The organism is Streptomyces sp. NPDC021356 (assembly GCF_040641015.1).
GTDB lineage: Bacteria > Actinomycetota > Actinomycetes > Streptomycetales > Streptomycetaceae > Streptomyces.
This window is the reverse complement of the sequence record NZ_JBFACU010000026.1, coordinates 11,625-35,830: the sequence shown is the minus strand read 5'-3', so window position 1 is coordinate 35,830 and position 24,206 is coordinate 11,625. Positions and strand designations below refer to the sequence as shown.

Below are 24,206 nucleotides of genomic sequence, written 5' to 3'. Positions count from 1 at the left end.
TGTCCTGCCGGTCGGGAACCGTGCAGGAAGAAGACGCGACGCAGCCGGCCGGCGGCCCCGACCGGGAACCGCAGCCGGGCCTACTCAAGACACGCAGGAGCAAGTGGTGATCGAAGAGACCCTCCTCGAGGCCGAGGAGAAGATGGAGAAGGCCGTCGTGGTCGCCAAGGAGGACTTCGCCGCGATCCGCACCGGCCGTGCGCACCCGGCGATGTTCAACAAGATCGTGGCCGACTACTACGGTGCGCCGACGCCGATCAACCAGCTGGCCTCGTTCTCCGTGCCGGAGCCGCGCATGGCCGTCGTGACCCCGTTCGACAAGAGCGCGCTGCGCAACATCGAGCAGGCGATCCGCGACTCCGACCTGGGCGTCAACCCGAGCAACGACGGCAACATCATCCGTGTGGTGTTCCCCGAGCTGACCGAGGAGCGCCGCCGCGAGTACATCAAGGTGGCCAAGGGCAAGGGCGAGGACGCCAAGGTGTCCATCCGCTCGGTGCGCCGCAAGGCCAAGGACGCCATCGACAAGCTGATCAAGGACGGCGAGGTCGGCGAGGACGAGGGCCGCCGTGCGGAGAAGGAGCTCGACGACACCACCGCGAAGTACGTCGCGCAGGTGGACGAGCTGCTCAAGCACAAGGAAGCGGAGCTGCTCGAGGTCTGATGAACGACTCTTCCCGGGGAGCGCCGCAGCCGGCCGGGTACTGGGGACCCGCGGACGGGGCACCCGGCCAGGGACCCGTCCCGGGCACCACCCCCGCGGGTCCCGCCTACGATGCGCGGGGCGCCCAGCAGACTCGCCCCATGCCCGTCGTGCCCGAGGTGCCCGCACCCGGCGGAAACCAGGATGACGACCGGGGGGCCGCGCGCACGAGCGGCCCCTCGTTCCGCGACGAGCCGCCACAGCAGCAGCCGTACGAGCCGCCACGGCAGCAGCCGTACGACCCCGCACGCGCGCAGCCGTACGACCCGTCGCGCCCGCAGCCGTACGACATGCCGCAGCCGCATCCGCAGCCGTACGAGGCGCCGCAGCCGCGGCCCTACGACACGCCGCGAACGCCGCCCGCCCACGGGTCGGCGCCGCAGAATCCGGAGCCCATGCCCGACGCCCCGCAGCCGGCGCCCGCCCCGCAGGCGCCGCAGAAGAAGAGCGCGGGACGGGACCTGGGCGCTGCCATAGGGGTCGGTCTCGGGCTCGGCGTGGTGATCATCGCCTCGCTGTTCGTCGTCAAGGCCGTCTTCGTCGGCGTCATCGCGGTCGCTGTCGTGGTCGGCCTGTGGGAGCTGACCTCGCGACTCCAGGAACGCAAGGACATCAAGGCGCCCCTCGTACCGCTTGCGGTCGGCGGCGCCGCGATGGTGGTCGCCGGATACGTCCGGGACGCCGAGGGCGCCTGGGTGGCGATGGCGCTGACCGCGCTCGCGGTCCTGGTCTGGCGGATGACCCAGCCACCGGAGGGCTACCTCAAGGACGTCACGGCGGGTGTCTTCGCCGCGTTCTACGTGCCGTTCCTGGCCACGTTCGTGGCGATGATGCTCACCGCGTCCGACGGCCCGTTCCGGGTGCTGACCTTCCTGATCCTCACCGTGGTCAGCGACACCGGCGCGTACGCCGTCGGCTGGCGCTTCGGCAGGCACAAGCTCGCCCCGCGCATCAGCCCGGGCAAGACCCGCGAGGGCCTGGCCGGCGCGGTCGCCTTCGCCATGGTGGCCGGGGCGTTGTGCATGCAGTTCCTGATCGACGACGGAGCCTGGTGGCAGGGACTGGTCCTCGGCCTCGCGGTCGCCGCCAGCGCCACCCTCGGCGACCTCGGCGAGTCCATGATCAAGCGGGACCTGGGCATCAAGGACATGGGCACCCTGCTCCCCGGTCACGGCGGCATCATGGACCGCCTGGACTCCCTCCTGCCGACCGCGCCCGTGGTCTGGCTCCTGATGGTCCTGTTCGTGGGCTCCGCCTGAGCGGCGGTAGCAGGGCCCGTGCGGCCCGCGAGGACCTTTCCGGCGGCCGGGCCCCTCTCCGAGGCCCGGCCGTCGGGGTTCCGTCCCCCGGGGCGGGGGCGGCGGGCGAAGGACTGCGCCTGCCACGGCGATCTGCCGTGCGGTGACGCGAGGCGCTCACCGGCCAGGACGGGCACCGCGGACCGCGCCGCCACCGCGGCGGCCCGCACCGCACGAAGACCTACGACTCCCGCGGCGTCACCGGCATCGCCGCCGTCCGGCCCTGACCACCACCTCGACCGCGCCGCCACGGCGTCGTACCGGTGCGCCCACCTCGACCGCGCCGCCACGGCGTCGTACCGGTGCGCCCACCTCGACCGGGCGGCCCCAGTCGCTCGGCGTCGTACCGGAGCACCCGGCCCGACCGGGCCACCCGAGTGGATCTGCGACACTGGTACCACCATGCCCAAGCCCGGAGAACTGGCAGCGAGCGGGCAGCAACAAGCCCCCCACCAGCGCGTTTAGCGCAGACAGGGGGCCTGCTTCGGGTCACTGGGCCGTCTCTGGGCCGTCAGGCTCGCGTGGGGCCGGGAGAAGCACCCGATCCACAGCCTTCCTCGTACGCTCCTGGCTCGACGGCATCAGGTGCGCGTACACCCGCAGCGTCAACCCAGGGTCGGAGTGGCCCAGGTACTCACTCACGGCCTTGATGCTCTCGTCGGCGTCCAGGAGCACCGAGGCGTAGAAGTGCCGGAGCGCGTGCATGCCGTGCTCACGAGCGGATGCGTACTTGCCGTCCTCCCCGGCCTCCGAGATCAAGCCAGCAGCCGCAAGAGCAGGCTTCCACTCTTGGATGTTGAAGTTGCTGCGCCACACGAGGCCGCTCGCGGTGTTCGTGAACAGGAGGCGGGCCGACACCTTCGGGCCGTCCGGCTTGCGCCAGGGCAAGGTGATCTCGACCGGCTTGAAGGCGTCCATATGCGCCCGAAGAGCCTCAGCCACCGAGGGAGGCAACGGTACGTCCCGCTCCTTGTTGCACTTCGGCGGAGCGAACACGGCCTTGCCGCGGATCAACTTCACTTGCCGGACCACCCGAATGACGCCGCTGTCAAAGTCGAGGGCATCCTCAGCCAGCCCCACGATCTCCCCTTGACGGAGCCCGCATCCGGCGCCCACGTCCACCATGGCCCGGTAGCGCTGGGGGAGCGCGGCGCGAACCGCGTGAACCTGCGCAGGCAGCCAGGGCACGACACGGCGTTGTTCGGTGGCCGGCGGGCGGACGGACTTCGCGGCGCACGGGTTGCGGGGCAACAGCCCGTCGTCAACGGCCGCACTGAGCACGGCCCGCACGTCGCCGTAGATGTTCCGCGCATAGCCGCCGCTCACGGCCGGATCGTTCTCCAGCGCGCTCACCAGGCCCCGGATGTGCTCCGGGCGGAACGAGTCCAGCGGCCGAGAGCCGATCAACCGGAACGAGCGGAGGGCGTACGCCACCGCCCGCAAACTCTGGCCCGAGGTCGAGATCATCAGCGCATCTACCCCGATGTCGCTGGACGAGTACGTCGACTCCATCGGTGACGCCCGACTGGTGATTGACATGCTCGTGGGCGCGCTTCAGCGACTGCTGATCTACCCGGAGCAGGGCTTTATGATCAGCCAGCACGTCCCAGCCGACGTCCTCCAGGCGTACGAACGCTTGCGTCAGCGCGGCTTCACCAGCCGACTCCTTCGGAGCGACGCGACCTCTTCCTGACACCACCGAGCCACCGTGCCGAAACTGCGCCGTGCCGAGCGAGCTGTTACAGGTTTCTCTACCTCATCAAGCCCCGGCTGCGCTCCGCTCCGCCGGGCGCGCTTCCCGGCTCCGCTCCGCGCGCCGCTCCTGCCTTCGGCCCGCTCCGCGCGGGCTGCGCCGACGCGCGCCCACATGTGGATAGGGCCAGCGGCCATGAGCCGAGCACCGCACATCGCTCACCTGACGGTCAGGACAATGCCTCCGGCGGGGGATCGGCCGGCACCGGGATGGAGGGGGCACCGTCGCCGACCGCGGGCACGAAGGGGCGTGCGCGGGGGCTCCCATCCCGTCCACCGCCGACCCAGGCAGAGCCGAGCAGACGCGGCCCAGGGGCGTCAAGGTCGTTCGTACAGGGGCGCGCTCCACCTTGACGCCCCTGAACCACGCCCGCTCCACGGTGTGTGGGTCGACGGCGGACGGGATGGGAGCTGGGGAGAGCGGTGGATAGAGAAAGATGGGAGGGTGCGGCTCAGTGCACGGCCCGTTGCTGCACAGCAGTTGCCAACACGTACTGCGCAGGGAGCCCTCCGCAACCGATGGACGACTCCCGCCAGCTTGACTCGGCATTGAGACTCCACCGGCCTAGAATCTCCAAGCGACGGCGGAACCGAGGATGGTAACTCAAGCCATACGAGCGGCGAGCTCATCCAAGCTGAGAAAATACCGAGCGTGGGTACGCAGCAGGTCAGCGCGGCTCTTGGCGCTCAGCACCACGACCTCAACGTTCCCGTGATCGCGATAGCGCCTCTCAGCCTCAAAACGTGCCATGAACGCTTCTCGCCTGTGCTCAAACTCCTGCTCATGCAGCAAGCGACCGGCCGAGCGGTCATACACAACGAGAACGTTAGTCATGAGCCCACGCTACCAAGATCACCTCGGTCTGAGACAGGTGTCATGCCGCTCATGCGCTCGCGGAACTCGGCGAGGTCTTCACGAACGTCATCCCACAACTCCTGCACCTCAGTCTTGCCTACTCCTGAGACCTCAGCGTCCTCAAGGGCGTCAATGAGGTCACTGAGCGCCACGGCACTCTTCGCAAGAGCCTCATGCCAGCGGTACGACGCGTCGTAGAGCTCGCGGAAGACGGCCGCTTGCTTCGGCGTCTTGCCATCGGTCGCATGCGCCACAGCATCCCACCAGTGCGCAGGCGGCTCACCGTAACGAATGCCGCGGCCGATCAAGTCTGCGAGCTTTTCGAACATGTCAGCCCACTCGTGCTGCCACTGCGTCCTGACCTGGACCTCGACAGGGATGCCGTCGGGATACACGATCACGTGCACTGCCCGGTAGCCCTGGCTAGGCTGCGCCCGACGATCAATGACCTTCGTCTCGCGCTCAGCCGAATCGAAAGCTAGAGCGATTGCTCGCACCGCCTCGTCCTGGACTGCCCTGTCACCATCCAGCACGATCCGCATCCCAGCGAGATCCTGGATGCTCTTGAGCCAGGACCCGCCATGCCGAGCCAGCTTCTCCAAGATCGTTCCAGTGTTCTTCACCCGGCTTGTGGGATCAAACCCCAGGCTCCGAACAACTCCCAAGGCCGAGTCCAAGGTGTCATCGTAGGCAAGAAGCAGTTCACTAAGCGCCGTGAGATCCTCGTCACTCGGCTCGCTCGCCTTGACGAGACGCTCGCCGAGGCGGGTGATCTGCGACTTACTGAAAGGCAGTGCCATGCTGAAGTTCTAACATCCGACGGGACTGACCGCGCCTGCGTTTCGATGGATCGAGCGATGTTCGTGTCCCTCGCGTGCCCGCAGCAGAGAGAGACAGCGGGGAATCACGGGGAACAACAGCGACCGACCCCAGGAACGGCAGGTCAGCGTCTCGCCAGCTCAGTGGCCATCCACATACGCGGTCTTCCAAACTGGTGCCCCAGTACCGAGCGCGCCGGCGCTTGACTGGACCATAAAAACTCAGCTCGAAGCCGCTACGCCGACCTCAGTCGCCTGCGTTTCCGGATCAGCTCAGCCAGCATCCTCTCTGCATCTGGCTCCGTGATCTCCCACCTGTTGAGGTCACCGCTCACTCTGTAGAAGGGCTCAAGAGCCGCCAGCGCCACCTTGGCCTCGTGCATGGAGTCGACGAAGCGGTCAATGCCCCGCTCCCTTAGCCGTTGGTTGTAGTCCTCGACCGTGGCCGCGTCGCCTCCGATGTAGTGCGCGGGGACTCCGTTCGCAAAGTGGCGGGCCACCTGGGCAGTCCGAAGAGCAGAGATCGCCTTGTTGAATGCCTCTCGGCGGGTACGCCTCCATGCCAGGTGAGCAGTCATCCACGGTGCCAACGATGCGCCAACGAACGCCCCTACAAGACCCAGCACGGGTGTCAGCCACGGGCTCATTGCACCCCCCTCTTTCTTGATCTGCGGTGGTAGACGCACCGGCACCGGGCGCAGTTCCGGGCCGTCCCTGGGCCGTCCGAGGCCGCTCAACGGCCACCAGTAACGACCACTACCGACAGTCGTAGCAGCCGACAGCCGCAGGTCACCCAAGTCGATCTGCGACACTGGTACCACCATGCCCAAGCCCGGAGAACTCACTTTCGTCGCCCCGCGCGGAGCCAAGAAGCCGCCGCGGCACCTTGCCGATCTCTCGCCTGCCGAGCGCAAGGAGGCCGTCGCCGCGATCGGCGAGAAGCCGTTCCGTGCCAAGCAGCTCTCGCAGCACTACTTCGCGCGGTACGCGCACGATCCCGAGCAGTGGACGGACATCCCGGCCGGCTCGCGCGCCAAGCTGCGTGAGGCGCTGCTTCCCGAGCTGATGACGGTCGTCAGGCACCTTGCGACCGACGAGGGCACCACGCGCAAGACGCTGTGGCGGCTGTTCGACGGGACGCTCGTCGAGTCGGTGCTGATGCGCTACCCGGACCGGGTCACCATGTGCATCAGCTCCCAGGCCGGCTGCGGCATGAACTGCCCGTTCTGCGCCACCGGCCAGGCCGGACTCGACCGCAACCTGTCGACCGCCGAGATCGTGCACCAGATCGTCGACGGCATGCGGGCCCTGCGCGACGGCGAGGTGCCGGGAGGACCGGCACGGCTGTCCAACATCGTGTTCATGGGCATGGGCGAGCCGCTGGCCAACTACAACCGCGTCGTCGGCGCCGTCCGCGCGCTGACCGACCCCGAGCCCGACGGGCTCGGCCTGTCCCAGCGCGGGATCACCGTCTCCACGGTGGGCCTGGTCCCGGCGATCCACCGGTTCGCCGACGAGGGCTTCAAGTGCCGCCTCGCCATCTCCCTGCACGCCCCCGACGACGAACTGCGCGACACGCTCGTGCCCGTCAACACGCGGTGGAAGGTGCGGGAGGTGCTGGACGCCGGGTTCGAGTACACCGCCCGGTCCGGGCGCCGGCTGTCCATCGAGTACGCGCTGATCCGGGACATCAACGACCAGGCCTGGCGCGGCGACCGGCTCGGCCGCCTCCTCAAGGGCAAGCCGGTGCACGTCAACCTCATCCCGCTCAACCCGACGCCGGGCTCGAAGTGGACCGCCTCGCGGCCCGAGGACGAGAAGGCGTTCGTCGAGGCGATCGCGGCGCACGGCGTGCCCGTCACCGTCCGGGACACCCGCGGCCAGGAGATCGACGGAGCCTGCGGCCAGCTCGCCGCCACCGAGCGGTAGCCGACCGGTAGCCCACCGACAGCCGACCGGTACGCTGAGCCCCACACAACTTCACATCCCGGCATCTTCACATTCCGACAGGGGAGCGCCACAGCGCTGAGAGTGCGGCATCCGGCCGCAGACCCTCTGAACCTCGCCCAGGTCATTCTGGGTAGGAAGTTCGGTCATCACTCGAGCTGTTGCGCCCTGCCCGGCATCCTTCGCGGATCCCGGGCAGGGCCGCGTCTCTTCCTGGCCACCACCCAGGAGGAAAATCCAGTGCACCGCAAGACGTTCGTCGCCGCGGCGGTCGGACTCGGCCTGGTCACGCTCTCCGCGTGCGGGTCCTCCGGCGGCGAGGCGGCGGACTCCAGGACCGTGACCCTGGTCAGCCACGACTCGTGGGCCGCCTCCAAGAGCGTGATCGCGGACTTCGAGAAGACGTCCGGCTACAAGGTCAGGGTGCTCAAGGACGGCGACGCCGGACAGGCCGTCAACAAGGCCGTCCTCACCAAGGACAACCCGCAGGGCGACGTCTTCTTCGGCGTCGACAACACGCTGCTGTCCCGTGCGCTCGACAACGGACTGTTCCAGTCGTACGAGCCGAAGGACTCCGACAAGGTCGCGCCTCAGTACCGGGTCGACCAGGCGAAGCACCGCGTCACCCCCGTCGACACCGGCGACATCTGCGTCAACTACGACAAGAAGTACTTCGCCGACCACAGGCTGGCCCCGCCCGCCTCCTTCGACGACCTCCTGAAGCCGCAGTACAAGAACCTCCTCGTCACCGAGAACGCCGCGACCTCCTCGCCCGGCCTCGGCTTCCTGCTCGGCACCGCCGCGAAGTACGGGGACACCGGCTGGCAGGGCTACTGGAAGAAGCTGAAGGACAACGGCGTCAAGGTCGTCGACGGCTGGGAGCAGGCCTACAACCAGGAGTTCTCCGGTTCCGCCGGCGGGAGGAAGGCCAAGGGGGACCGGCCGCTCGCCGTCTCCTACGCCTCCTCGCCGCCCGCCGAGGTCATCTACGCCGACCCCAAGCCGAAGACCGCGCCGACCGGCGTCGTGCAGGACACCTGCTTCCGGCAGGTCGAGTACGCCGGCCTGCTCGGCAACGCGAAGAACACCAAGGGCGGCAAGGCGTTCCTCGACTTCCTGATCAGCCGGGAGTTCCAGGAGGACATGCCGCTGAACATGTTCGTCTACCCGGTGCGCGAGAAGGCCGCGGTGCCGGCCGAGTTCGCGAAGTACGGTCCGCAGGCCGAGCACCCCCAGACCATGGCCCCGGACAAGATCGCCGCCAACCGTGACCAGTGGGTCAGGTCGTGGACCTCGCTCGCAGTGAAGTGACCCGCGCGCGCCGCCGGTCGGGGAACGCGGTGCGGCTCGCCCTGATGGCCGCGCCCGTCGCGTTCTTCGCGGTGTTCTTCGCCTACCCGGTGACCGCGATCGTCCGGCGCGGCCTGCAGAGCGACGGCACCTGGCACATCGGGCGGATCGCGGACGTGCTCGGCCGCTCCGACATCCGGCACGTGCTGTGGTTCACCACCTGGCAGGCGCTCGCCTCCACGGCGCTCACCCTGCTGATCGCCCTGCCCGGCGCGTACGTCTTCGCCCGCTACGACTTCCCCGGACGCCACGTCCTGCGGGCCGTGGTCACCGTGCCGTTCGTGCTGCCCACGGTCGTCGCCGGCACCGCGTTCCTCGCCCTGCTCGGGCGCGGCGGACTCCTCGACGAACTGTGGGGGGTGCGGCTGGACACCACCGTGTGGGCCATCCTCCTCGCGCACGTCTTCTTCAACTACGCCGTCGTCGTACGGACCGTGGGCGGCCTGTGGTCGCAGCTCGACCCGCGGCAGGAGGAGGCCGCGCGGATGCTCGGCGCGGCGCCGCTGACCGCCTGGCGCAAGGTCACCCTGCCCGCCCTGGCGCCCGCGGTCGCCGCCGCCGCGCTCATGGTGTTCCTCTTCACCTTCACCTCCTTCGGCGTGGTGCAGATCCTCGGCGGCCCCGCCTTCTCCACCCTGGAGGTGGAGATCTACCGGCAGACGTCCGAACTCTTCGACCTGTCCACCGCCGCCGTCCTGACGATCGTGCAGTTCCTCGCGGTGGGCGCGATCCTCGCCGTGCACGCCCGCACCGTACGGCGCAGGGAGAGCGCGCTGAAACTGGTGGACCCCTCCCGCACCGCCCGCCGCCCGCGCGGCGCCGGGCAGTGGACGCTGCTGGCCGCCGTCCTCACGAGCATCGCCCTGCTCCTGCTGCTGCCGCTCGCCGTACTGGTGCAGCGCTCGCTCACCGCCCCCGGATTCGGCTACTACCGTGCACTGACCGACCCCGACGGCGGCACCTTCCTCGTCGCCCCGATCCACGCGGTCGGCGCCTCGCTGTCCTACGCCGCCGCCGCGACCGCCATCGCCGTCGTCATCGGCTCCCTCGCCGCCGCCGCGCTCACCCGCCGGGACACCGGCCGGCTCGTCCGCGGCTTCGACGCGCTGCTGATGCTGCCGCTCGGGGTGTCGGCGGTGACCGTCGGCTTCGGTTTCCTGATCTCCCTGGACAAGCCGCCGCTGGACCTCAGGCAGTCCTGGATCCTGGTCCCCCTCGCCCAGGCCCTGGTCGGCGTGCCGTTCGTCGTACGGACCATGCTGCCGGTGCTGCGCGCGGTGGACGTACGGCTGCGGGAGGCGGCGGCCGTGCTCGGGGCGTCGCCGTGGCGGGTGTGGCGGGAGGTGGACCTGCCACTGGTGCGGCGGGCACTGCTGGTCGCCGCCGGGTTCGCCTTCGCCGTCTCCCTCGGGGAGTTCGGCGCGACGGTGTTCATCGCCCGCCCCGACAACCCGACCCTGCCGGTGGCCGTGGCCCGGCTGCTCGCCCGGCCCGGCGACCTCAACTACGGCCAGGCCATGGCCCTGTCGACGATTCTCATGGTGGTGTGCGCGGTGTCCCTGCTCGTGCTGGAGAGACTGCGCAGTGCGGACCGGACGGGGGAGTTCTGATGCTGCTGAGCCTTGCGGCGGCCACCGTCCGCTTCGGCGGCCGGGCCGTCCTGGACACCGTCGACCTGGCGGTCGCCGAACACGAGATCGTGTGCGTGCTCGGCCCCAGCGGCAGCGGCAAGTCGACGCTGCTGCGGGCCGTGGCCGGACTGCAGCCGCTGGACTTCGGCCGGGTGCTGCTCGACGGGCGCGACCAGGCGGGGGTGCCGGTGCACCGCCGCGAGGTCGGCCTGATGTTCCAGGACCACCAGCTGTTCCCGCAGCGGGACGTGGCGGGCAACGTCGGCTTCGGGCTGCGGATGCACGGCACGGCCCGGCAGGAGAGGACGGCCCGAGTGGCCGAACTGCTGGAACTGGTCGGCCTCCCGGGCGCGGGAGCACGGGCCGTCGCCGCCCTGTCCGGCGGCGAGCAGCAGCGTGTCGCCCTGGCCCGGGCGCTGGCGCCCCGGCCCCGCCTGCTCATGCTGGACGAACCGCTCGGCCAGCTCGACCGCTCGCTGCGCGAACGCCTCGTCGTCGAACTGCGCGAGCTGTTCGGCCGGCTGGGCACCACCGTCCTCGCCGTCACCCACGACCAGGGTGAGGCGTTCGCGCTCGCCGACCGCGTGGTGGTGATGCGCGAGGGCCGAATCGCCCAGTCCGGTACGCCTCTTGAGGTGTGGCAGCACCCGGCGGACGCCTTCGTGGCCCGCTTCCTCGGATTCGAGAACGTCGTCGAGGCGAAGGTGGACGGCGAGAGAGCGATCACTCCGTGGGGCAAGGTCCCGGTGCCCGCGGGCGCCCCGCAGGGCACCCGGAGCGTCCTCGTACGGCCGGCCGGTGTCCGCCTCGTCCCCGTGGACGAGGGCCTGCGCAGCACGGTGGTCGCCCGCACGTTCAAGGGCACCCATGTCGCCGTCCGCCTCCAGCCGCCAAACGCGCCGCGGCTGGAGGCGGCCTGCCCGCTGCGGTCGGCCCCCGAGGTCGGGGACGAGACGGGCGTGGCGTTCGACCCGGACGACATCGTGGTGCTGGGCTGACCGGCGCCCCGCGCGAGAGGCCGAGCGGAGGGCGCGTCAGGGGAGGGGGAGCGGAGCGGCGCGTCAGCCGTCGGCGCGTGCGCCGCGTCGGCGCGGCGGGAGATGGCCAAGACGGTCACGGTGCCCTTCACAGATGCGCAAGTGCGGGGGTGCCGGGGCGCTCCGGGGAAGACCCCGGAGCGCCCCGGCACCCCGGGGGCGCTGGTCTGCGAGCGCTCCGGAGCGGGTGTCGACGCATGCGTCCCGCGGGGGCGCCCGCTTTGCCCTTCCTTGACCGCCCGCAGGTTCCCGCATCTACGGGGCCCCGCGCACCGTGTCCGTCCGGCTGTGTCCCGTCAGCCCTGGACCGCCGCCGGGTCCATCCACATGACCTCCCAGGTGTGGCCGTCGAGGTCGTCGAAGGCGCGGCCGTACATGTGGCCGTAGTCCTGGGTCTTGCCGGTCACCGTGCCGCCCGCGGCGACCGCCTTCTCGACCAGCTCGTCGACCTTCTCGCGGCTCTCGGCGCTCAGACAGATCAGCACCTCGCTGGTGCGGGTGGAGTCCGCGATCTCCTTCTCGGTGAAGTCCGCGTAGCGCTTCTTGCCGAGGAGCATCGCGATGATCGTGTCGCTGATGACGACGCAGGCGCAGTCGTCGGTGGAGAACTGCGGGTTGATGGTGTAGCCCAGCTCGGTGAAGAACTTCCTGGACGCGGCCACGTCCTCTGTCGCCAGGTTCACGAAGATCATCTGCTGGTAGCTGTTCGACATGGTGGGTCTCTCCCTCTGCGGTGCCGCCGTTCGTGCTGTTCGATGGGGTGGACCGGACACGCGCCCGGAACTCATCGGTGCCGCGGAACTTTTCTCGTACGGGTTTTCGTGCGGGCGTTCAGCGCGCCAGGGGCAGCGCGGCGAGGCCCGCGACCGCCAGGGTCAGCGGGACGAACAGGGCCAGCAGGGCGCCCGCGCGCAGGGCGGCGGCGGACCGGAGCGTGGTGGCGGGGGCGCCGAGCCTGCGCAGGGCGGCGATGGTGGCGGACCGGGACTGGCGGGCCTCCACGGCGGCGGTGAGCAGGGCCGCCACCGCGCAGCCGGCCACGAGGAGTCCGCCGAGGGCGGTCAGGGGGCCGAGGGAGGGTGCCGAGCCGCCGGACAGGGCGACCGCGGCGTACGCGCCGGAGGCAACCGCGCAGACGACCCCCAGCGGCCGGCCGATGCGGCCCGCCTCCTCCATCAGCACCCTGCCCGCCAGCAGCCGTACCGCGCCGGGGCGCACCGCTTGCAGGACGCGGCCGCACAGGTGGGTCAGGCCGGGGCCGGCCAGGGCCAGGCCGAGGGCGGTGAGCAGCCAGCCGGCGAGGACCGGCGCGGAGTCGGCGGCGAGTCCGCCGGGCAGGGCCGTGCGGGAGGCGGAGCGGCCCGCGTAGGCCTCCACGGTGAGGCCCACCGCCAGGACGGCCACTCCCCAGGGCAGACCGGCGGGCGGCCGGCGGGGCGGCAGCGGGCGGTGCGGGTCGGCGTCGTCCACGGGGGCGGCCTCGCAACCGGCTTCGGCGGCGGCCCCCGGACCTGCTTCGACGGTGGCGTCCTCGGGACCGGCGGCGGGCGCCTCGTCCCGCACGGGGGACGCGGTCCCGGCGGCGCGGACCGCCGGCCGGGGCTCGCGCGGGCGCAGGGACCAGGCGACCGCCGCCGACGCCAGCACCGGGACGACCGCCAGCAGCGTCAGCGCGCCCGGCACCGGCAGCCGCCTGCCCGCGGCGAGGAACCCCGAGGCGGCGCCGTCGAACGGCAGCCAGGTGAGGTCACCGCGCAGGTGCAGGAAGAGCAGCAGCGCGAGGAGGGAACCGGCCGTGCAGGACAGGACGGTGGTGGCGGCCGAGACGGCCATCAGGCGGCCCGGTCCCAGGCCGAGCGCGGACAGCGCGGCGCGGGGCCGGGTGGCGGGGTCGGTGCGGGCCACGACGACCGTGAGGTACACCGTGGCGGTCAGCGGTACCACGCACCAGGACAGCCGCAGCAGCGCGGCGCCGGATTCCTCCGGGTGGCCGAGGGCGTAGGCCAGGCTGCACAGCAGCAGGAAGCCGGTGCCCGCCGAGGCGGCGACGACCGTCAGACGGCGCAGCTGGACGGCGGGGTGGGCGACGCGGGTCAGACGGAGAGCGAGCACGCCGCCCGGCCTTCCGTCGTGTCGCCGTCGCCGGCCGGGGGCAGGTGCACGCTCTTCACGCACCGCCCGTCCTGAAGGGCCACCGTGCGGTCGGCGAGGGCCGCGGTCTGAGCGTCGTGGGTGGCCAGCAGGACGGTGATGCCGTGCGAGCGGGCCGCTGTGGTGAGGGTGCGCAGCACGTGGGCGCGGTCGGCGCGGTGCAGCGGGGCGGTCGGTTCGTCGGCGAACAGCACGGTGGGCGCGGGGGCCAGCGCGCGGGCGATGCAGACGCGCTGCCGTTCGGCCTGGCGCAGCTGGTGCGGGCGTCTGCGGGCCAGTTCACCGACGTCCAGGCGTTCCAGCCACTCCAGGGCGGCCACCTTGGCCCGGCGCCTGCCGGTGCCGCGCAGCATGAGCGGCAGGGCGGTGTTCTCCCAGGCGTTCAGTTCCGGGACGAGGGCGGGGGCGGGGTCGATCCAGCCGAACCGGTCGCGGCGCAGCCGCTCGCGGGCCAGCGGGCCGAGAGTGTGCACGGGGGCGCTGTTGAACCAGACCTCGCCCTCGCGGACCCGCACCATGCCGGACAGACAGCGCAGCAAGGTGGTCTTGCCACTGCCGCACGGTCCGGCGACGGCGAGGATCTCGCCCTGGCGGACGCCGAGCGAGACGCCGCTGAGGGCGGGCGAGCCGTCCTTGTGGGTGTAGTGCAGGGCGCGTGCCCAGAGCACGTCGTTGTCCGGCGGGGCCACCATGGCATGCACCTCGGTTCGGATCAGGAATGCCGCGCGGGGTGCCGTGCGGGTCCGGGGATCCCTCGTGCCCGTTCTCCGTACGAATCCCTCGTACGGGGGAACGAAGGCGGAGCCGATCGGTCACGACGCACGCTAGGCAGCCGGGGCCGTGGCGCCGGACAGCACACGGCCCCGGGCCGCCGTTTCCCACTCGAACGGACGGCTCCGGGGCCGGTGATGATCATCTGATCGGAGGTACGCGCCTCAGCGGGCGCTCACCGTGACGCGTCGGTCACAGCTTGGTCCAGGCCTCCGTCAGGACCGCGCGCAGGATCTGCTCGATCTCGTCGAAGGTCTCCTGGTTGGAGATCAGCGGCGGGGCGAGCTGGACGACCGGGTCGCCGCGGTCGTCGGCACGGCAGTACAGGCCGTTGTCGTACAGCGCCTTGGAGAGGAAGCCGTACAGGACGCGCTCGGTCTCCTCGTCGTTGAAGGACTCCTTGGTGTTCTTGTCCTTGACCAGCTCGATGCCGTAGAAGAAGCCGTTGCCGCGGACGTCGCCGACGATCGGCAGGTCGTGCAGCTTCTGCAGCGTGGACAGGAAGGCGCCCTCGTTGTCCAGCACGTGCTGGTTGAGGCCCTCGCGCTCGAACAGGTCGAGGTTGGCCAGGCCGACGGCGGCGGAGACCGGGTGGCCGCCGAAGGTGTAGCCGTGCAGGAAGGTGTTGTCGCCCTTGTAGAACGGCTCGGCCAGGCGGTCGGAGATGATGCAGGCGCCGATCGGGGAGTAGCCCGAGGTCATGCCCTTGGCGCAGGTGATCATGTCCGGGACGTAGCCGAACTTGTCGCAGGCGAACATCGTGCCCAGGCGGCCGAAGGCGCAGATGACCTCGTCGGAGACGAGCAGCACGTCGTACTGGTCGCAGATCTCGCGCACGCGCTGGAAGTACCCGGGCGGCGGCGGGAAGCAGCCGCCGGCGTTCTGCACCGGCTCCAGGAAGACGGCGGCGACCGTCTCCGGGCCCTCGAAGAGGATCTGCTGCTCGATCTGGTCGGCGGCCCAGCGGCCGAAGGCCTCGGGGTCGTCGCCGAAGATCGGGGCGCGGTAGATGTTGGTGTTCGGGACCTTGTGTGCGCCCGGCACCAGCGGCTCGAAGGGGGCCTTCAGACCCGGCAGGCCGGTGATGGACAGGGCGCCCTGCGGGGTGCCGTGGTAGGCGACCGCACGCGAGATGACCTTGTGCTTCATCGGCTTGCCGGTGAGCTTGAAGTACTGCTTGGCGAGCTTCCAGGCGGTCTCGACGGCCTCGCCGCCGCCGGTGGTGAAGAAGACCTTGTTCAGGTCGCCCGGCGCGTAGTCGGCGAGGCGCTCGGCCAGCTCGACGGCCTTGGGGTGGGCGTAGGACCAGACCGGGAAGAAGGCCAGTTCCTGGGCCTGCTTGAAGGCGGTCTCGGCCAGCTCGGTGCGGCCGTGGCCGGCCTGGACCACGAACAGGCCCGCGAGACCGTCGAGGTAGCGCTTGCCCTGGTCGTCGTAGATGTAGGTGCCCTCACCGCGCACGATGGTCGGCACGGGGGCGTTCTCGTACGAGGACATGCGGGTGAAGTGCATCCACAGGTGGTCGTACGCGGTACGGCTGAGGTCCTTGCTCACGGTTATCGGGTTCCCCACATGTAGGTCTGCTTCTTGAGCTTCAGGTAGACGAAGCTCTCGGTGGAGCGCACGCCGGGCAGGGCCCGGATGCGTTTGTTGATGACGTCCAGCAGGTGGTCGTCGTCCTCGCAGACGATCTCCGCGAGGATGTCGAACGAGCCCGCGGTCATCACCACGTACTCGACTTCCGACATGTCAGTCAGCGCGTCCGCGATGGACTCGACATCGCCCTCGACGTTCACCCCGACCATCGCCTGCCGGCGGAAGCCCACGGTGAGCGGGTCCGTGACGGCGACGATCTGCATGACGCCCTGGTCCAGCAGCTTCTGCACGCGCTGGCGCACGGCCGCCTCGGAGAGGCCGACGGCCTTGCCGATCGCCGCGTAGGGCCGGCGGCCGTCCTCCTGGAGCTGCTGGATGATGGCGAGGGAGACGGCGTCCAGCTGGGGGGTGCCGTTCCCGTTGCGGGACTCGCGGGACGAGTCCCTCTGCTCTGCGCTTCGACTGGCCACGTCCTCACTCTGCACGACGTCTCGACAGTTCCGCAAGCCCGAAGCGATGAAATTCGTTGTTTACGGCTTCCACTCTTGCGGATTTCGCAGATGTGATGGTGGCGGGGGTGTTGAAAACGTCGGAGTGGCGACTAGGGTGGGTGTCTCAGTGATTGGACACCTTGAACCAACCCAGGAGGGCCGGCAGTGAGCACCGAGCTGCGTCGTCTGCGCAACTACATCGACGGTGAGTTCCGGGACGCCGCCGACGGACGGACCACCGAGGTGGTCAATCCCGCGACCGGTGAGGCGTACGCGACCGCCCCGCTGTCCGGTCAGGCGGACGTCGACGCCGCCATGGCGGCGGCCGCCGCGGCCTTCCCGGCCTGGCGCGACACCACCCCGGCCGAGCGGCAGAAGGCGCTGCTGAAGATCGCGGACGCCTTCGAGGAGCGCGCGGAGGAACTGATCGCGGCCGAGGTGGAGAACACGGGCAAGCCGATCGGGCTCACCCGCTCCGAGGAGATCCCGCCGATGGTCGACCAGATCCGCTTCTTCGCGGGCGCGGCGCGGATGCTGGAGGGCCGTTCGGCCGGCGAGTACATGGAAGGCCTGACCTCGATCGTCCGCCGCGAGCCGATCGGCGTCTGCGCGCAGGTCGCGCCGTGGAACTATCCGATGATGATGGCCGTGTGGAAGTTCGCCCCGGCGCTCGCGGCCGGCAACACGGTCGTCCTCAAGCCGTCGGACACCACCCCGGCATCCACCGTCCTGATCGCCGACATCATCGGCTCGATCCTGCCCAAGGGCGTCTTCAACGTCATCTGCGGCGACCGCGACACCGGCCGCCTCATGGTCGAGCACGAGACCCCGGCGATGGCCTCCATCACCGGCTCCGTCCGGGCCGGCATGTCGGTGGCCGAGTCCGCCTCCAAGGACCTCAAGCGGGTCCACCTGGAACTGGGCGGCAAGGCCCCCGTCGTCGTCTTCGAGGACACCGACATCGACAAGGCCGTCGAGGACATCGCCACGGCCGGCTACTTCAACGCCGGCCAGGACTGCACGGCCGCGACCCGCGTCCTCGTCCACGAGTCGATCCACGACGCGTTCGTCTCCGCGCTCGCCAAGGCCGCCGAGGACACGAAGACCGGGCAGCCCGACGACGAGGACGTCCTGTACGGCCCGCTGAACAACCCCAACCAGCTCAAGCAGGTCGCCGGCTTCATCGAGCGGCTGCCCGCCCACGCCAAGGTCGAGGCCGGCGGTCACCAGGTCGGCGACAAGGGCTACTTCTACGCCCCGACCGTCGTCTCCGGCCTCAAGCAGGACGACGAGATCATCCAGAAGGAGGTCTTCGGCCCGGTCATCACCGTCCAGTCCTTCACCGACGAGGACCAGGCCGTCGAGTGGGCCAACGGCGTCGAGTACGCGCTGGCCTCCTCGGTGTGGACCAAGAACCACGCCCGCGCCATGCGGATGTCCAAGAAGCTCGACTTCGGCTGCGTGTGGATCAACACCCACATCCCGCTGGTCGCCGAGATGCCCCACGGCGGCTTCAAGAAGTCCGGTTACGGCAAGGACCTGTCGGCGTACGGCTTCGAGGACTACACGCGCGTCAAGCACGTGATGACCTCGCTGGAGGGCTGAGGCCCCGGCGGCGCCACCGCGGCCACCGCGGCCACCGCAGCCCCGGACGGAGGACGGACCGTCCGGGGCCGCGGTGTGCCGTCGTGCGGACGTGGCGTACGGCGGGGCTGCGGTGTGCCGTCGTGCCGGATGCCGAGTGAGACGGTGCGCGGGACGCCCCCGCGCCGGACGCGGCGTACGACGGCCCGCGGGATGCCGCCGGGCCGCCGCCCCGGCAGCGGCGGACGGCCGGCCCCCGCCGGCCGGGCGGGGGCCGGCCCCGGGCGTGATCGACAAGGTGTCGGGAAGGCCCCGCCGGGCTCGACGGAGCGTCGATTGTCCGGGGCGGGCGCGGGCGGCATGCTGCGGGGATGCCCCGGACTCCGCTGACGCCCCGCACACCGCCGCGCAACGCGCCCGCCTCCTCCCGCCGTTCCCTGCTGCGCGCCCTCGGCTCCACCGCCGCGCTCGGCACGCTCGCCGGCTGCGGGGTGCCCGCCGCCTACGTCGCTCCGGGCGACCGCTTCGGACCGGACCGATCGGCCACCGACAAGCGGCTGACCTGGTCGAACTGGCCGCTCTACATCGACACCGACGACAAGAACCCGAACCGGCGGCCCACCCTGGAGGCCTTCGAGAAGAGCACCGGGATCTCCGTCGACTACTCCGAGGAGATCAACGACAACGACGAGTTCTTCGGCAAGATCAGCCCGTCCCTGATGAACCACCAGAAGCCCGGCCGCGACCTCATCGTCATCAGCGACTGGATGTGCGCGCGCTTCGTCCGCCTGGGCTGGGTGCAGGAGATGGACCGGGCCCGGCAGCCGAACGTCGCCGAGTATCTGGATCCGCTGCTGCGTTCGCCCGCCTTCGACCCCGGGCGGAAGTTCACCGTGCCCTACCAGTCGGGCATCACCGGCATCGCCTACGACCGCCGCCGGCTCGGCCGTGACATCCAGCGCGTCTCGGACCTGTGGGCGAGCGACCTCAAGGGCAGGGTGACGCTGCTGTCCGGCCTGGACGAGTCCTTCGCACTGCTGATGCAGGGCAACGGCGTCGACATCAGGAAGTGGACCGCGAACGACTTCCACCAGGTCTGCGACCAGGTGGAGAAGCAGGTCGCCCGCGGCCAGATCCGCCGCTTCACCGGCAACGACTACACCAAGGACCTGGTCAGCGGTGACGTCCTGGCCTGCCAGGCCTACTCGGGCGACGTGATCCAGCTCCAGGCGGACAACCCCGGCATCCGCTTCGTCGTGCCCGAGGAGGGCGCCGAGCTGTGGTCGGACTCCCTGATGATCCCCAACCGGGCCGCCCACAAGGCCAACGCCGAGCGGCTGATCGACTACTACTGCCGGCCCGAGGTGGCCGCCGACCTCGCCGCCTGGGTGAACTACGTCTGCCCGGTCCCGGCGGCCAGGGAGGTGCTGGCCGCCTCCGACGACAAGGAGACGGCCGCCCTGGCCGAGAACCCGCTGATCTTCCCCGACGCCACCATGCGGCGGCGCCTGGCCATCGCCCGCGACATCACCTCCACGGAACGGGTGGAGTTCGCCCGGCGGTGGAACAAGATCGTGGGACTGTGAAACAAGGAGGAGCAGGGGCCCGTACGGGCCCCTCGCTCAGCTGCTGCTCGCGTTCGACGCGCCGAAGAACTCGATCTCGGCGATGGACACCTGCTTGGACGCGGAGGTCTGGTACGCCGACTTGATCGTGAAGCGGACCGAGGTGACCTTGCCGACGCGGAAGGAGCGGGTCTGGGGCCCCGGGCCCTGGTCGAGGACGAGTTCACGGGTCGTGGTCTTGCCGTCGGCCAGCGTGATCAGGGCCTCCAGGCGGTGCGGGAGCGCCGACTTGGAGAGCTGGTCGGCGCGGATGGACTGCCCCGGGGTGATGATCAGGTTCAGCAGCCGCGTCGGCTCGTCGAAGCGTGCCTCGATCCACTGGCCCTGGCCCGACTCGGAGACGCCCGGACCCCACCACGTGTTGTTCAGCTTGTCGAAGGCCAGGTCGGGCTTGTGCCCGGGGTACGAGCGGGAGGCCCTGAACCCGTCGGGAGCGACCGGGGCCCGCTTGGCGAAGTGGTCGCGGGTCGCCTGCACCCCGTCGGGGATCTGCACGGCCAGCACGATCACCAGGGTCAGCACGATCGCCGCGCCCAGCCAGGTCAGTACGCGGTCGAAGGCGCGGCGCAGCCGGGGGCGGTCGCCGGCCCACGGCGCCTCGCGGTTGCCGCCCCGCGTCAGCCGCCGCCACCACGGCAGCCGCGCCGGCGCCTGACGGTCACCGGCCATCGGCATCGCGCACCGCGTGCAGTAGTGCCGGTCAGGGCGGTTGCGGGTGGCGCACCAGGGGCACGGGAGGCCGCCGTCCGCGCCGAGTTCCTCGCCCGGGGCCCGCACGGACTGCGGGCGCTGGGCGACGGGACGGCCGGGCAGCACCGGCGCGACGGAGGGCGTCGGCGCGGGCTGGGCCTCGGGGTCGGCGACCGGGATGAGCAGGCGCCGCGCCCGGTCCGCCGGGTCCTCCGGGGTGCCGTGGGCCGGGGTGGCCGGGGCGGCCGACGGGGTCCCGTCGGCGGGCGGGGCGTAGGTGGGCCCGGAAGGGGCGGCGGGGGCCGCCGGGGGCGTGGCGGCGGGCGGTGCGGCCGGGTCGGGGGCGGCGGCCGGGTCCGAGAAGTACTGCAGCCCCGGTGACATGTTCGGCAGGGTGTCGTCCTCGCGGGAGCGGGGCGGCTCGCTCCAGCCGCGCTCGTCCGGCGCGGCACCCGCCCCGGCGGCCGGGGCGGCCGGTTCGGGACCGGCGCCTTCCGGGCGCGGGGAGTCGGGCCACCGCGGCGCGTCCGGGGCGGGCACCGGGTCCGGGGCGGCGCCGGAGGAGGCGGGGGCGGCGGGGGGCGTGGACGCGGCGGCGGGCGCCGGTTCGCGGGTGTCGGATCCGCCCGGCCCGCGACCGCTGCCGCGCACGTCCGCCGCTGCCGCGCCGGACGTCTCGCCGCGCCCCTGCGCGGCGTCGGCGGCCCCGGCCGCCGCCGGGACCCGGGACGCGGCGGACGGCGCCCGGGACGCCGCCGGGTCCGTCCAGCTCAGTACCGCCCCGCAGGCGTCGCAGAACGACTGGCCCGGTTCCGCGCGGGTGCCGCAGTCGGCGCAGTTCTGGGGGGTCGTCATCTCTCGGGGGTCCTTTCGGCGGGTTCGGCGGGTACGGCGGTTTCGGCCGCGGTCACCTGCACCGTGTAGGGCATGTGGGCGGGGCGGGCGGCGGCCACCAGGGAGTCCAGGCGGTAGCGGTCCGCGGGGGTCGGGTCGGGCAGCCGCAGGTGCACGTGCAGGCGCGGCCGTGCCTCACCGGGCACCGGACCGAGCGGGCGGGCGTTCCAGGCGGCGGCCCCGCTCTCGCTGATCTCCGGCTCCACACCGAAGGCGAGCCGTACGGCCTCGGACAGCCCGCGCCGGGTGCCGCGGACCCGGTGCAGGTACGCGGCGGCGGCCACGGCGGCCCGCAGCAGCGGCTCGGGTTCGCTGCCGTCGGTCTCCGCCCCGACCCAGCCGCCCAGCCACTGGGCGAAGTCCAGCGGGGCCAGGGACGGCCGGAAGTACGTGTCCAGGCAGTCGAGGACGCTCAGGATCGGCGCGATCACCTCGTCGAGCCCGCCGACGAACCGCTGCGCGAGGTCGTCGTCGGCGAACACGGCGGGCAGCATCATGCCGATCGGCGCGGACGAACCCAGGCCGTCGATCGAGCCGCGCATCAGGCACCGTCCCCGATCACGCGCACCCGGTGGTCGAAGGAGAAGACGAGGGACGGCGCGGACAGGTCGATGCGGTCGGTCGCCTCGCCGCGCTTGCCGGTCAGCGGGTCCGCCGGGTGCAGGACCACCTGGTCGACGAGTTCGACGCCCGGCACGCGCTGCAGCACCGCGAACACCTCACCGGACTGCACCGGGCGCCCGAACGGCCAGCCCGTGCCGCTCGCCCCGCCGGTCAGCGGGTCCAGGTGCCGGTACAGCGCGTCATGGGCGTCCCGCCGCACCCGGTCGGTGTCCACGCCCCGGAACGCGTGCACCGTGGCCACCACCGTCACACCCTGGTAGTACGGCGGGCCGACCGCCAGCCTGGTCCCGATCAGCCGCCGTTCGTCCAGGTGCCGGGTGATCCGGTCCAGCAGCGCGTCACCGGGCACCAACTGCTCGAAACGGAGCCGGCCGCCCGGGTCCGGCACCGCCTGCGGCACCACCAGCACCCGTACCGCGTACGCGCCGTGCTCACCCTCCTCGCCCTCCAGGCAGGTGATCCGCGCGGTCTCCGGGGCGGCGCGTCTGGCCAGCTCCTCGTAGTCCCGCAGGGTCACCGCCCGCTCCTGGGCGCGCAGCGTGATCGGCGCCCGGACCTTCGCCTCCTCCACGGTCTCCCCGTCCACCCCGCCGCGCGCCGCCTCGCGGTTGGCGACCTCGGAGACGTACGGGATGGAGGTGCGCAGGATCTGCACGGCGCCGCGGGCCACGTTGCCGGCCCGGCCGCCGCCGGTGCGGTAGCGGCGGGCGCGGATCGGCGACCCCTTGGGGGCCACCGTCCCGTACTGGCGCAGGGAGCCGTCGGGTTCGCGCACGGCCGGGCCGAAGGCGATCTCGCCGGTGGTGGCGTCCAGGGTGATGTGCCGGTCCTCCGGCCCGGAGGCGGCGAAGTTCGGGACGACCTGCCAGTCCACCCAGCCGTCGTGCTCGGCGGTCTGCAGCAGCACCGGCGGGTCGTCCCCGACGACCGGCGCGTGCGTGAGACGCAGCCGCTGCCCCGGCAGCCCGGTGGACTCGCCGAGCGCCTCGTCGTACACGGTCTCGGCGTGCACGGTGCCGGTGGTGCCGCCGACCGTGAACGCCTCGGCGGCCCGGATGGTGGGGGAGGTGGTGTAGAAGGGCTGGCCGGGGTGGGGTTCGGTGACCCGGCAGCGCAGCCAGCCCGCCTCCTGACCGGCGTTGCGGGACAGCACGTGCCCGCCGGGGACGTGCAGGACCACCTCACCGGGGCGGTTGAGACCGCCGGTGCCGTCCCGGTCGACCTCGCAGGACTGCCAGCCGTCCGCCGTCCACGCCTCCCACACCAGCGGCGGCTGGCGCGGGTCCACGCCCACACCGTCGACGCGGCTGTCCAGGTCCAGAGAGACCGCGCAGTGCGGCACCGCCGCGGACAGGCCGAGCAGCATGCAGTCGCCGGGGTCGGGGGACTCCGCGAAGCACAGCAGGTCCTTGTCCTCCTCGGCGAGGTCATGGGTGCGGTCCACCGCCGCCTCGCCCCGGTGCTGCACCAGCAGGTTGCGCAACTCGCACGGTACGACGGTCAGTTCGCGCTCGGTGGCGAAGACCACCGCCTCCTCGCTCTCGGTGCGCACGGTCGCCACCTCGGTGCCCACCGGCACCGCCACCGGCTCCTCCTGCGGCGCCGACAGCCAGAACGTGACGTCCGTGCGGGCGGCCGACGGCGGGAACAGGGTGATCCCCACCAGGTCCAGGAAGGCCAGGTGGTTCTTCTCCGGCACCCGGTTGAGCCGGTAGACGATCTGGTCGGCCATGTGGGCGACCGTCTCGACCAGGGTGACGCCCGGGTCGGAGACGTTGTGGTCGGTCCACTCCGGAGCACGCTGCTGGATGTAGCGCTTGGCGTCGTCGACGAACTGCTGGAAGCGGCGGTCGTCGAGGTTGGGGGAGGGCAGTGCCATCAGCGATCGCTTTCCGGAGCCGGGGCGGTGCCGTCCGGCTCGTCGTGGGACGGAATGACGTAGAACGGGAAGACGAGGCTGCGCGGGTTGTTCGTGCCGCGGATCGAGTAGCGCACGTCGATGTACAGGACGCTCTGGTCGCCGCCCGCCGACACCTCGACGTCGTCGACCTCGATGCGCGGCTCCCAGCGGTCCAGGCTGACGTACACCTCGTGCTGGATGCGGCCCGCGGTCTGCTCGTTGACCGGGGCGAACACCAGATCGTGGATGGCGCAGCCGAAGTCGGGCCGCATGGGCCGCTCGCCCGGCGCCGTCGACAGCACCAGGCGGATCGCCTCCTCGACCTCCCGCTCGCCGCTGACCAGCGCGATCCCGCCGGTCGGCCCGATGCGCAACGGGAACGACCAGCCGGACCCCACGAACTGCTCGGCCATCAGGACCACACCCGCCTTCCACGGAAACGGCAACGGCGGCAACGGCCGCGGGGACCGCCACGGCCCCAGGGACGG

Annotated in this window: 20 protein-coding genes, 2 pseudogenes and 1 riboswitch; of the genes and pseudogenes, 9 read left to right on the top strand and 13 right to left on the bottom strand. The window is 71.4% G+C overall.

The window, feature by feature from the left end:
- Positions 1-106: 106 nt before the first annotated feature.
- Both frr and AB0G56_RS29500 read left to right on the top strand, forming a co-directional pair.
- Positions 107-664, top strand: a complete 558-nt coding sequence (gene frr / locus AB0G56_RS29505) for a ribosome recycling factor (protein WP_014675285.1) — start codon at positions 107-109, stop codon at positions 662-664.
- A gap of 140 nt (positions 665-804) precedes the next feature.
- Positions 805-1,962 carry a phosphatidate cytidylyltransferase gene (locus AB0G56_RS29500; RefSeq protein ID WP_360974947.1) on the top strand — a complete coding sequence of 386 codons (1,158 nt, stop codon included), beginning with the start codon at positions 805-807 and terminating at the stop codon, positions 1,960-1,962.
- Positions 1,963-2,490: 528 nt separating this feature from the next.
- Here AB0G56_RS29500 and AB0G56_RS29495 read toward each other — a convergent pair.
- Positions 2,491-3,417 (bottom strand): annotated as a pseudogene (locus AB0G56_RS29495) (site-specific integrase); the annotation flags it as partial.
- Between AB0G56_RS29495 and AB0G56_RS29490 the strand changes: the two are divergent.
- Positions 3,416-3,694 (top strand): annotated as a pseudogene (locus tag AB0G56_RS29490) (YdcF family protein); the annotation flags it as partial. The pseudogenes AB0G56_RS29495 and AB0G56_RS29490 sit on opposite strands and share 2 nt — an antisense overlap.
- A 663-nt stretch (positions 3,695-4,357) precedes the next feature.
- Here the strand turns inward: AB0G56_RS29490 and AB0G56_RS29485 are convergent.
- The 3 genes from AB0G56_RS29485 to AB0G56_RS29475 all read right to left on the bottom strand — a co-directional run bounded on the left by AB0G56_RS29485 (position 4,358) and on the right by AB0G56_RS29475 (position 6,239).
- On the bottom strand, positions 4,358-4,588 hold the full coding sequence (locus AB0G56_RS29485; RefSeq protein WP_360974944.1) for a hypothetical protein: 231 nt from the start codon (positions 4,586-4,588) through the stop codon (positions 4,358-4,360).
- The gene (locus AB0G56_RS29480) at positions 4,585-5,409 is read right to left on the bottom strand and encodes a hypothetical protein (RefSeq protein ID WP_360974941.1); all 825 of its coding nucleotides are present in this window, start codon (positions 5,407-5,409) and stop codon (positions 4,585-4,587) included. Before AB0G56_RS29480 ends, AB0G56_RS29485 begins: the two co-directional genes overlap by 4 nt.
- Positions 5,410-5,663: 254 nt before the next feature.
- On the bottom strand, positions 5,664-6,239 hold the full coding sequence (locus AB0G56_RS29475; protein WP_360974938.1) for a hypothetical protein: 576 nt from the start codon (positions 6,237-6,239) through the stop codon (positions 5,664-5,666).
- Between the two features lie 10 nt (positions 6,240-6,249).
- Between AB0G56_RS29475 and rlmN the strand changes: the two genes are divergently transcribed.
- The 4 genes from rlmN to AB0G56_RS29455 all read left to right on the top strand — a co-directional run bounded on the left by rlmN (position 6,250) and on the right by AB0G56_RS29455 (position 11,353).
- Positions 6,250-7,356 carry a 23S rRNA (adenine(2503)-C(2))-methyltransferase RlmN gene (rlmN, locus tag AB0G56_RS29470; protein WP_360974935.1) on the top strand — a complete coding sequence of 369 codons (1,107 nt, stop codon included), beginning with the start codon at positions 6,250-6,252 and terminating at the stop codon, positions 7,354-7,356.
- A 69-nt stretch (positions 7,357-7,425) separates the two neighbouring features.
- Positions 7,426-7,532, top strand: a riboswitch (TPP riboswitch).
- Positions 7,533-7,614: 82 nt separating this feature from the next.
- Positions 7,615-8,685: a thiamine ABC transporter substrate-binding protein gene (locus AB0G56_RS29465; RefSeq protein WP_360974932.1), complete on the top strand. Its 1,071-nt coding sequence runs from the start codon at positions 7,615-7,617 to the stop codon at positions 8,683-8,685.
- A gap of 44 nt (positions 8,686-8,729) precedes the next feature.
- Entirely contained in the window at positions 8,730-10,334 is a 1,605-nt protein-coding gene (locus AB0G56_RS29460) for an iron ABC transporter permease (RefSeq protein WP_360975126.1), read from the top strand.
- Entirely contained in the window at positions 10,334-11,353 is a 1,020-nt protein-coding gene (locus tag AB0G56_RS29455) for an ABC transporter ATP-binding protein (RefSeq protein WP_360974929.1), read from the top strand. The genes AB0G56_RS29460 and AB0G56_RS29455 overlap by 1 nt, the downstream gene beginning before the upstream one ends.
- A gap of 335 nt (positions 11,354-11,688) precedes the next feature.
- On the opposite strand, the gene AB0G56_RS29450 is transcribed toward AB0G56_RS29455, so the two are convergent.
- The 5 genes from AB0G56_RS29450 to AB0G56_RS29430 all read right to left on the bottom strand — a co-directional run bounded on the left by AB0G56_RS29450 (position 11,689) and on the right by AB0G56_RS29430 (position 16,395).
- Positions 11,689-12,105 carry a VOC family protein gene (locus AB0G56_RS29450; protein WP_360974926.1) on the bottom strand — a complete coding sequence of 139 codons (417 nt, stop codon included), beginning with the start codon at positions 12,103-12,105 and terminating at the stop codon, positions 11,689-11,691.
- A 118-nt stretch (positions 12,106-12,223) separates the two neighbouring features.
- On the bottom strand, positions 12,224-13,504 hold the full coding sequence (locus AB0G56_RS29445; RefSeq protein WP_360974923.1) for a hypothetical protein: 1,281 nt from the start codon (positions 13,502-13,504) through the stop codon (positions 12,224-12,226).
- Complete coding sequence (locus tag AB0G56_RS29440) at positions 13,486-14,235, bottom strand: ATP-binding cassette domain-containing protein (protein ID WP_360974920.1); 750 nt, start codon at positions 14,233-14,235, stop codon at positions 13,486-13,488. Before AB0G56_RS29440 ends, AB0G56_RS29445 begins: the two co-directional genes overlap by 19 nt.
- A gap of 271 nt (positions 14,236-14,506) precedes the next feature.
- Positions 14,507-15,886 carry an aspartate aminotransferase family protein gene (locus AB0G56_RS29435; protein ID WP_037863979.1) on the bottom strand — a complete coding sequence of 460 codons (1,380 nt, stop codon included), beginning with the start codon at positions 15,884-15,886 and terminating at the stop codon, positions 14,507-14,509.
- Positions 15,871-16,395 (bottom strand): Lrp/AsnC family transcriptional regulator, encoded by a 525-nt coding sequence (locus tag AB0G56_RS29430; RefSeq protein WP_360974917.1) that lies wholly within the window; start codon positions 16,393-16,395, stop codon positions 15,871-15,873. The genes AB0G56_RS29435 and AB0G56_RS29430 overlap by 16 nt, the downstream gene beginning before the upstream one ends.
- A 171-nt stretch (positions 16,396-16,566) precedes the next feature.
- Here AB0G56_RS29430 and AB0G56_RS29425 point away from each other — a divergent pair, with 171 nt between their 5' ends.
- Positions 16,567-18,006, top strand: coding sequence for a gamma-aminobutyraldehyde dehydrogenase (locus tag AB0G56_RS29425; RefSeq protein WP_360974914.1), 1,440 nt, complete (start codon positions 16,567-16,569; stop codon positions 18,004-18,006).
- A 350-nt stretch (positions 18,007-18,356) separates the two neighbouring features.
- On the top strand, positions 18,357-19,571 hold the full coding sequence (locus AB0G56_RS29420) for a spermidine/putrescine ABC transporter substrate-binding protein (RefSeq protein WP_360974911.1): 1,215 nt from the start codon (positions 18,357-18,359) through the stop codon (positions 19,569-19,571).
- A 36-nt stretch (positions 19,572-19,607) separates the two neighbouring features.
- Here the strand turns inward: AB0G56_RS29420 and AB0G56_RS29415 are convergent, their stop codons facing one another.
- From AB0G56_RS29415 to AB0G56_RS29400, 4 genes are read right to left on the bottom strand one after another with little or no spacing between them, the layout of a single operon-like run.
- Positions 19,608-21,155 (bottom strand): zinc ribbon domain-containing protein, encoded by a 1,548-nt coding sequence (locus AB0G56_RS29415; RefSeq protein WP_360974908.1) that lies wholly within the window; start codon positions 21,153-21,155, stop codon positions 19,608-19,610.
- Positions 21,152-21,736 carry a phage tail protein gene (locus AB0G56_RS29410; RefSeq protein WP_360974906.1) on the bottom strand — a complete coding sequence of 195 codons (585 nt, stop codon included), beginning with the start codon at positions 21,734-21,736 and terminating at the stop codon, positions 21,152-21,154. Before AB0G56_RS29410 ends, AB0G56_RS29415 begins: the two co-directional genes overlap by 4 nt.
- Entirely contained in the window at positions 21,736-23,697 is a 1,962-nt protein-coding gene (locus AB0G56_RS29405) for a putative baseplate assembly protein (protein ID WP_360974903.1), read from the bottom strand. Before AB0G56_RS29405 ends, AB0G56_RS29410 begins: the two co-directional genes overlap by 1 nt.
- Entirely contained in the window at positions 23,697-24,131 is a 435-nt protein-coding gene (locus AB0G56_RS29400; RefSeq protein ID WP_360974900.1) for a GPW/gp25 family protein, read from the bottom strand. Before AB0G56_RS29400 ends, AB0G56_RS29405 begins: the two co-directional genes overlap by 1 nt.
- Positions 24,132-24,206: the final 75 nt, after the last annotated feature.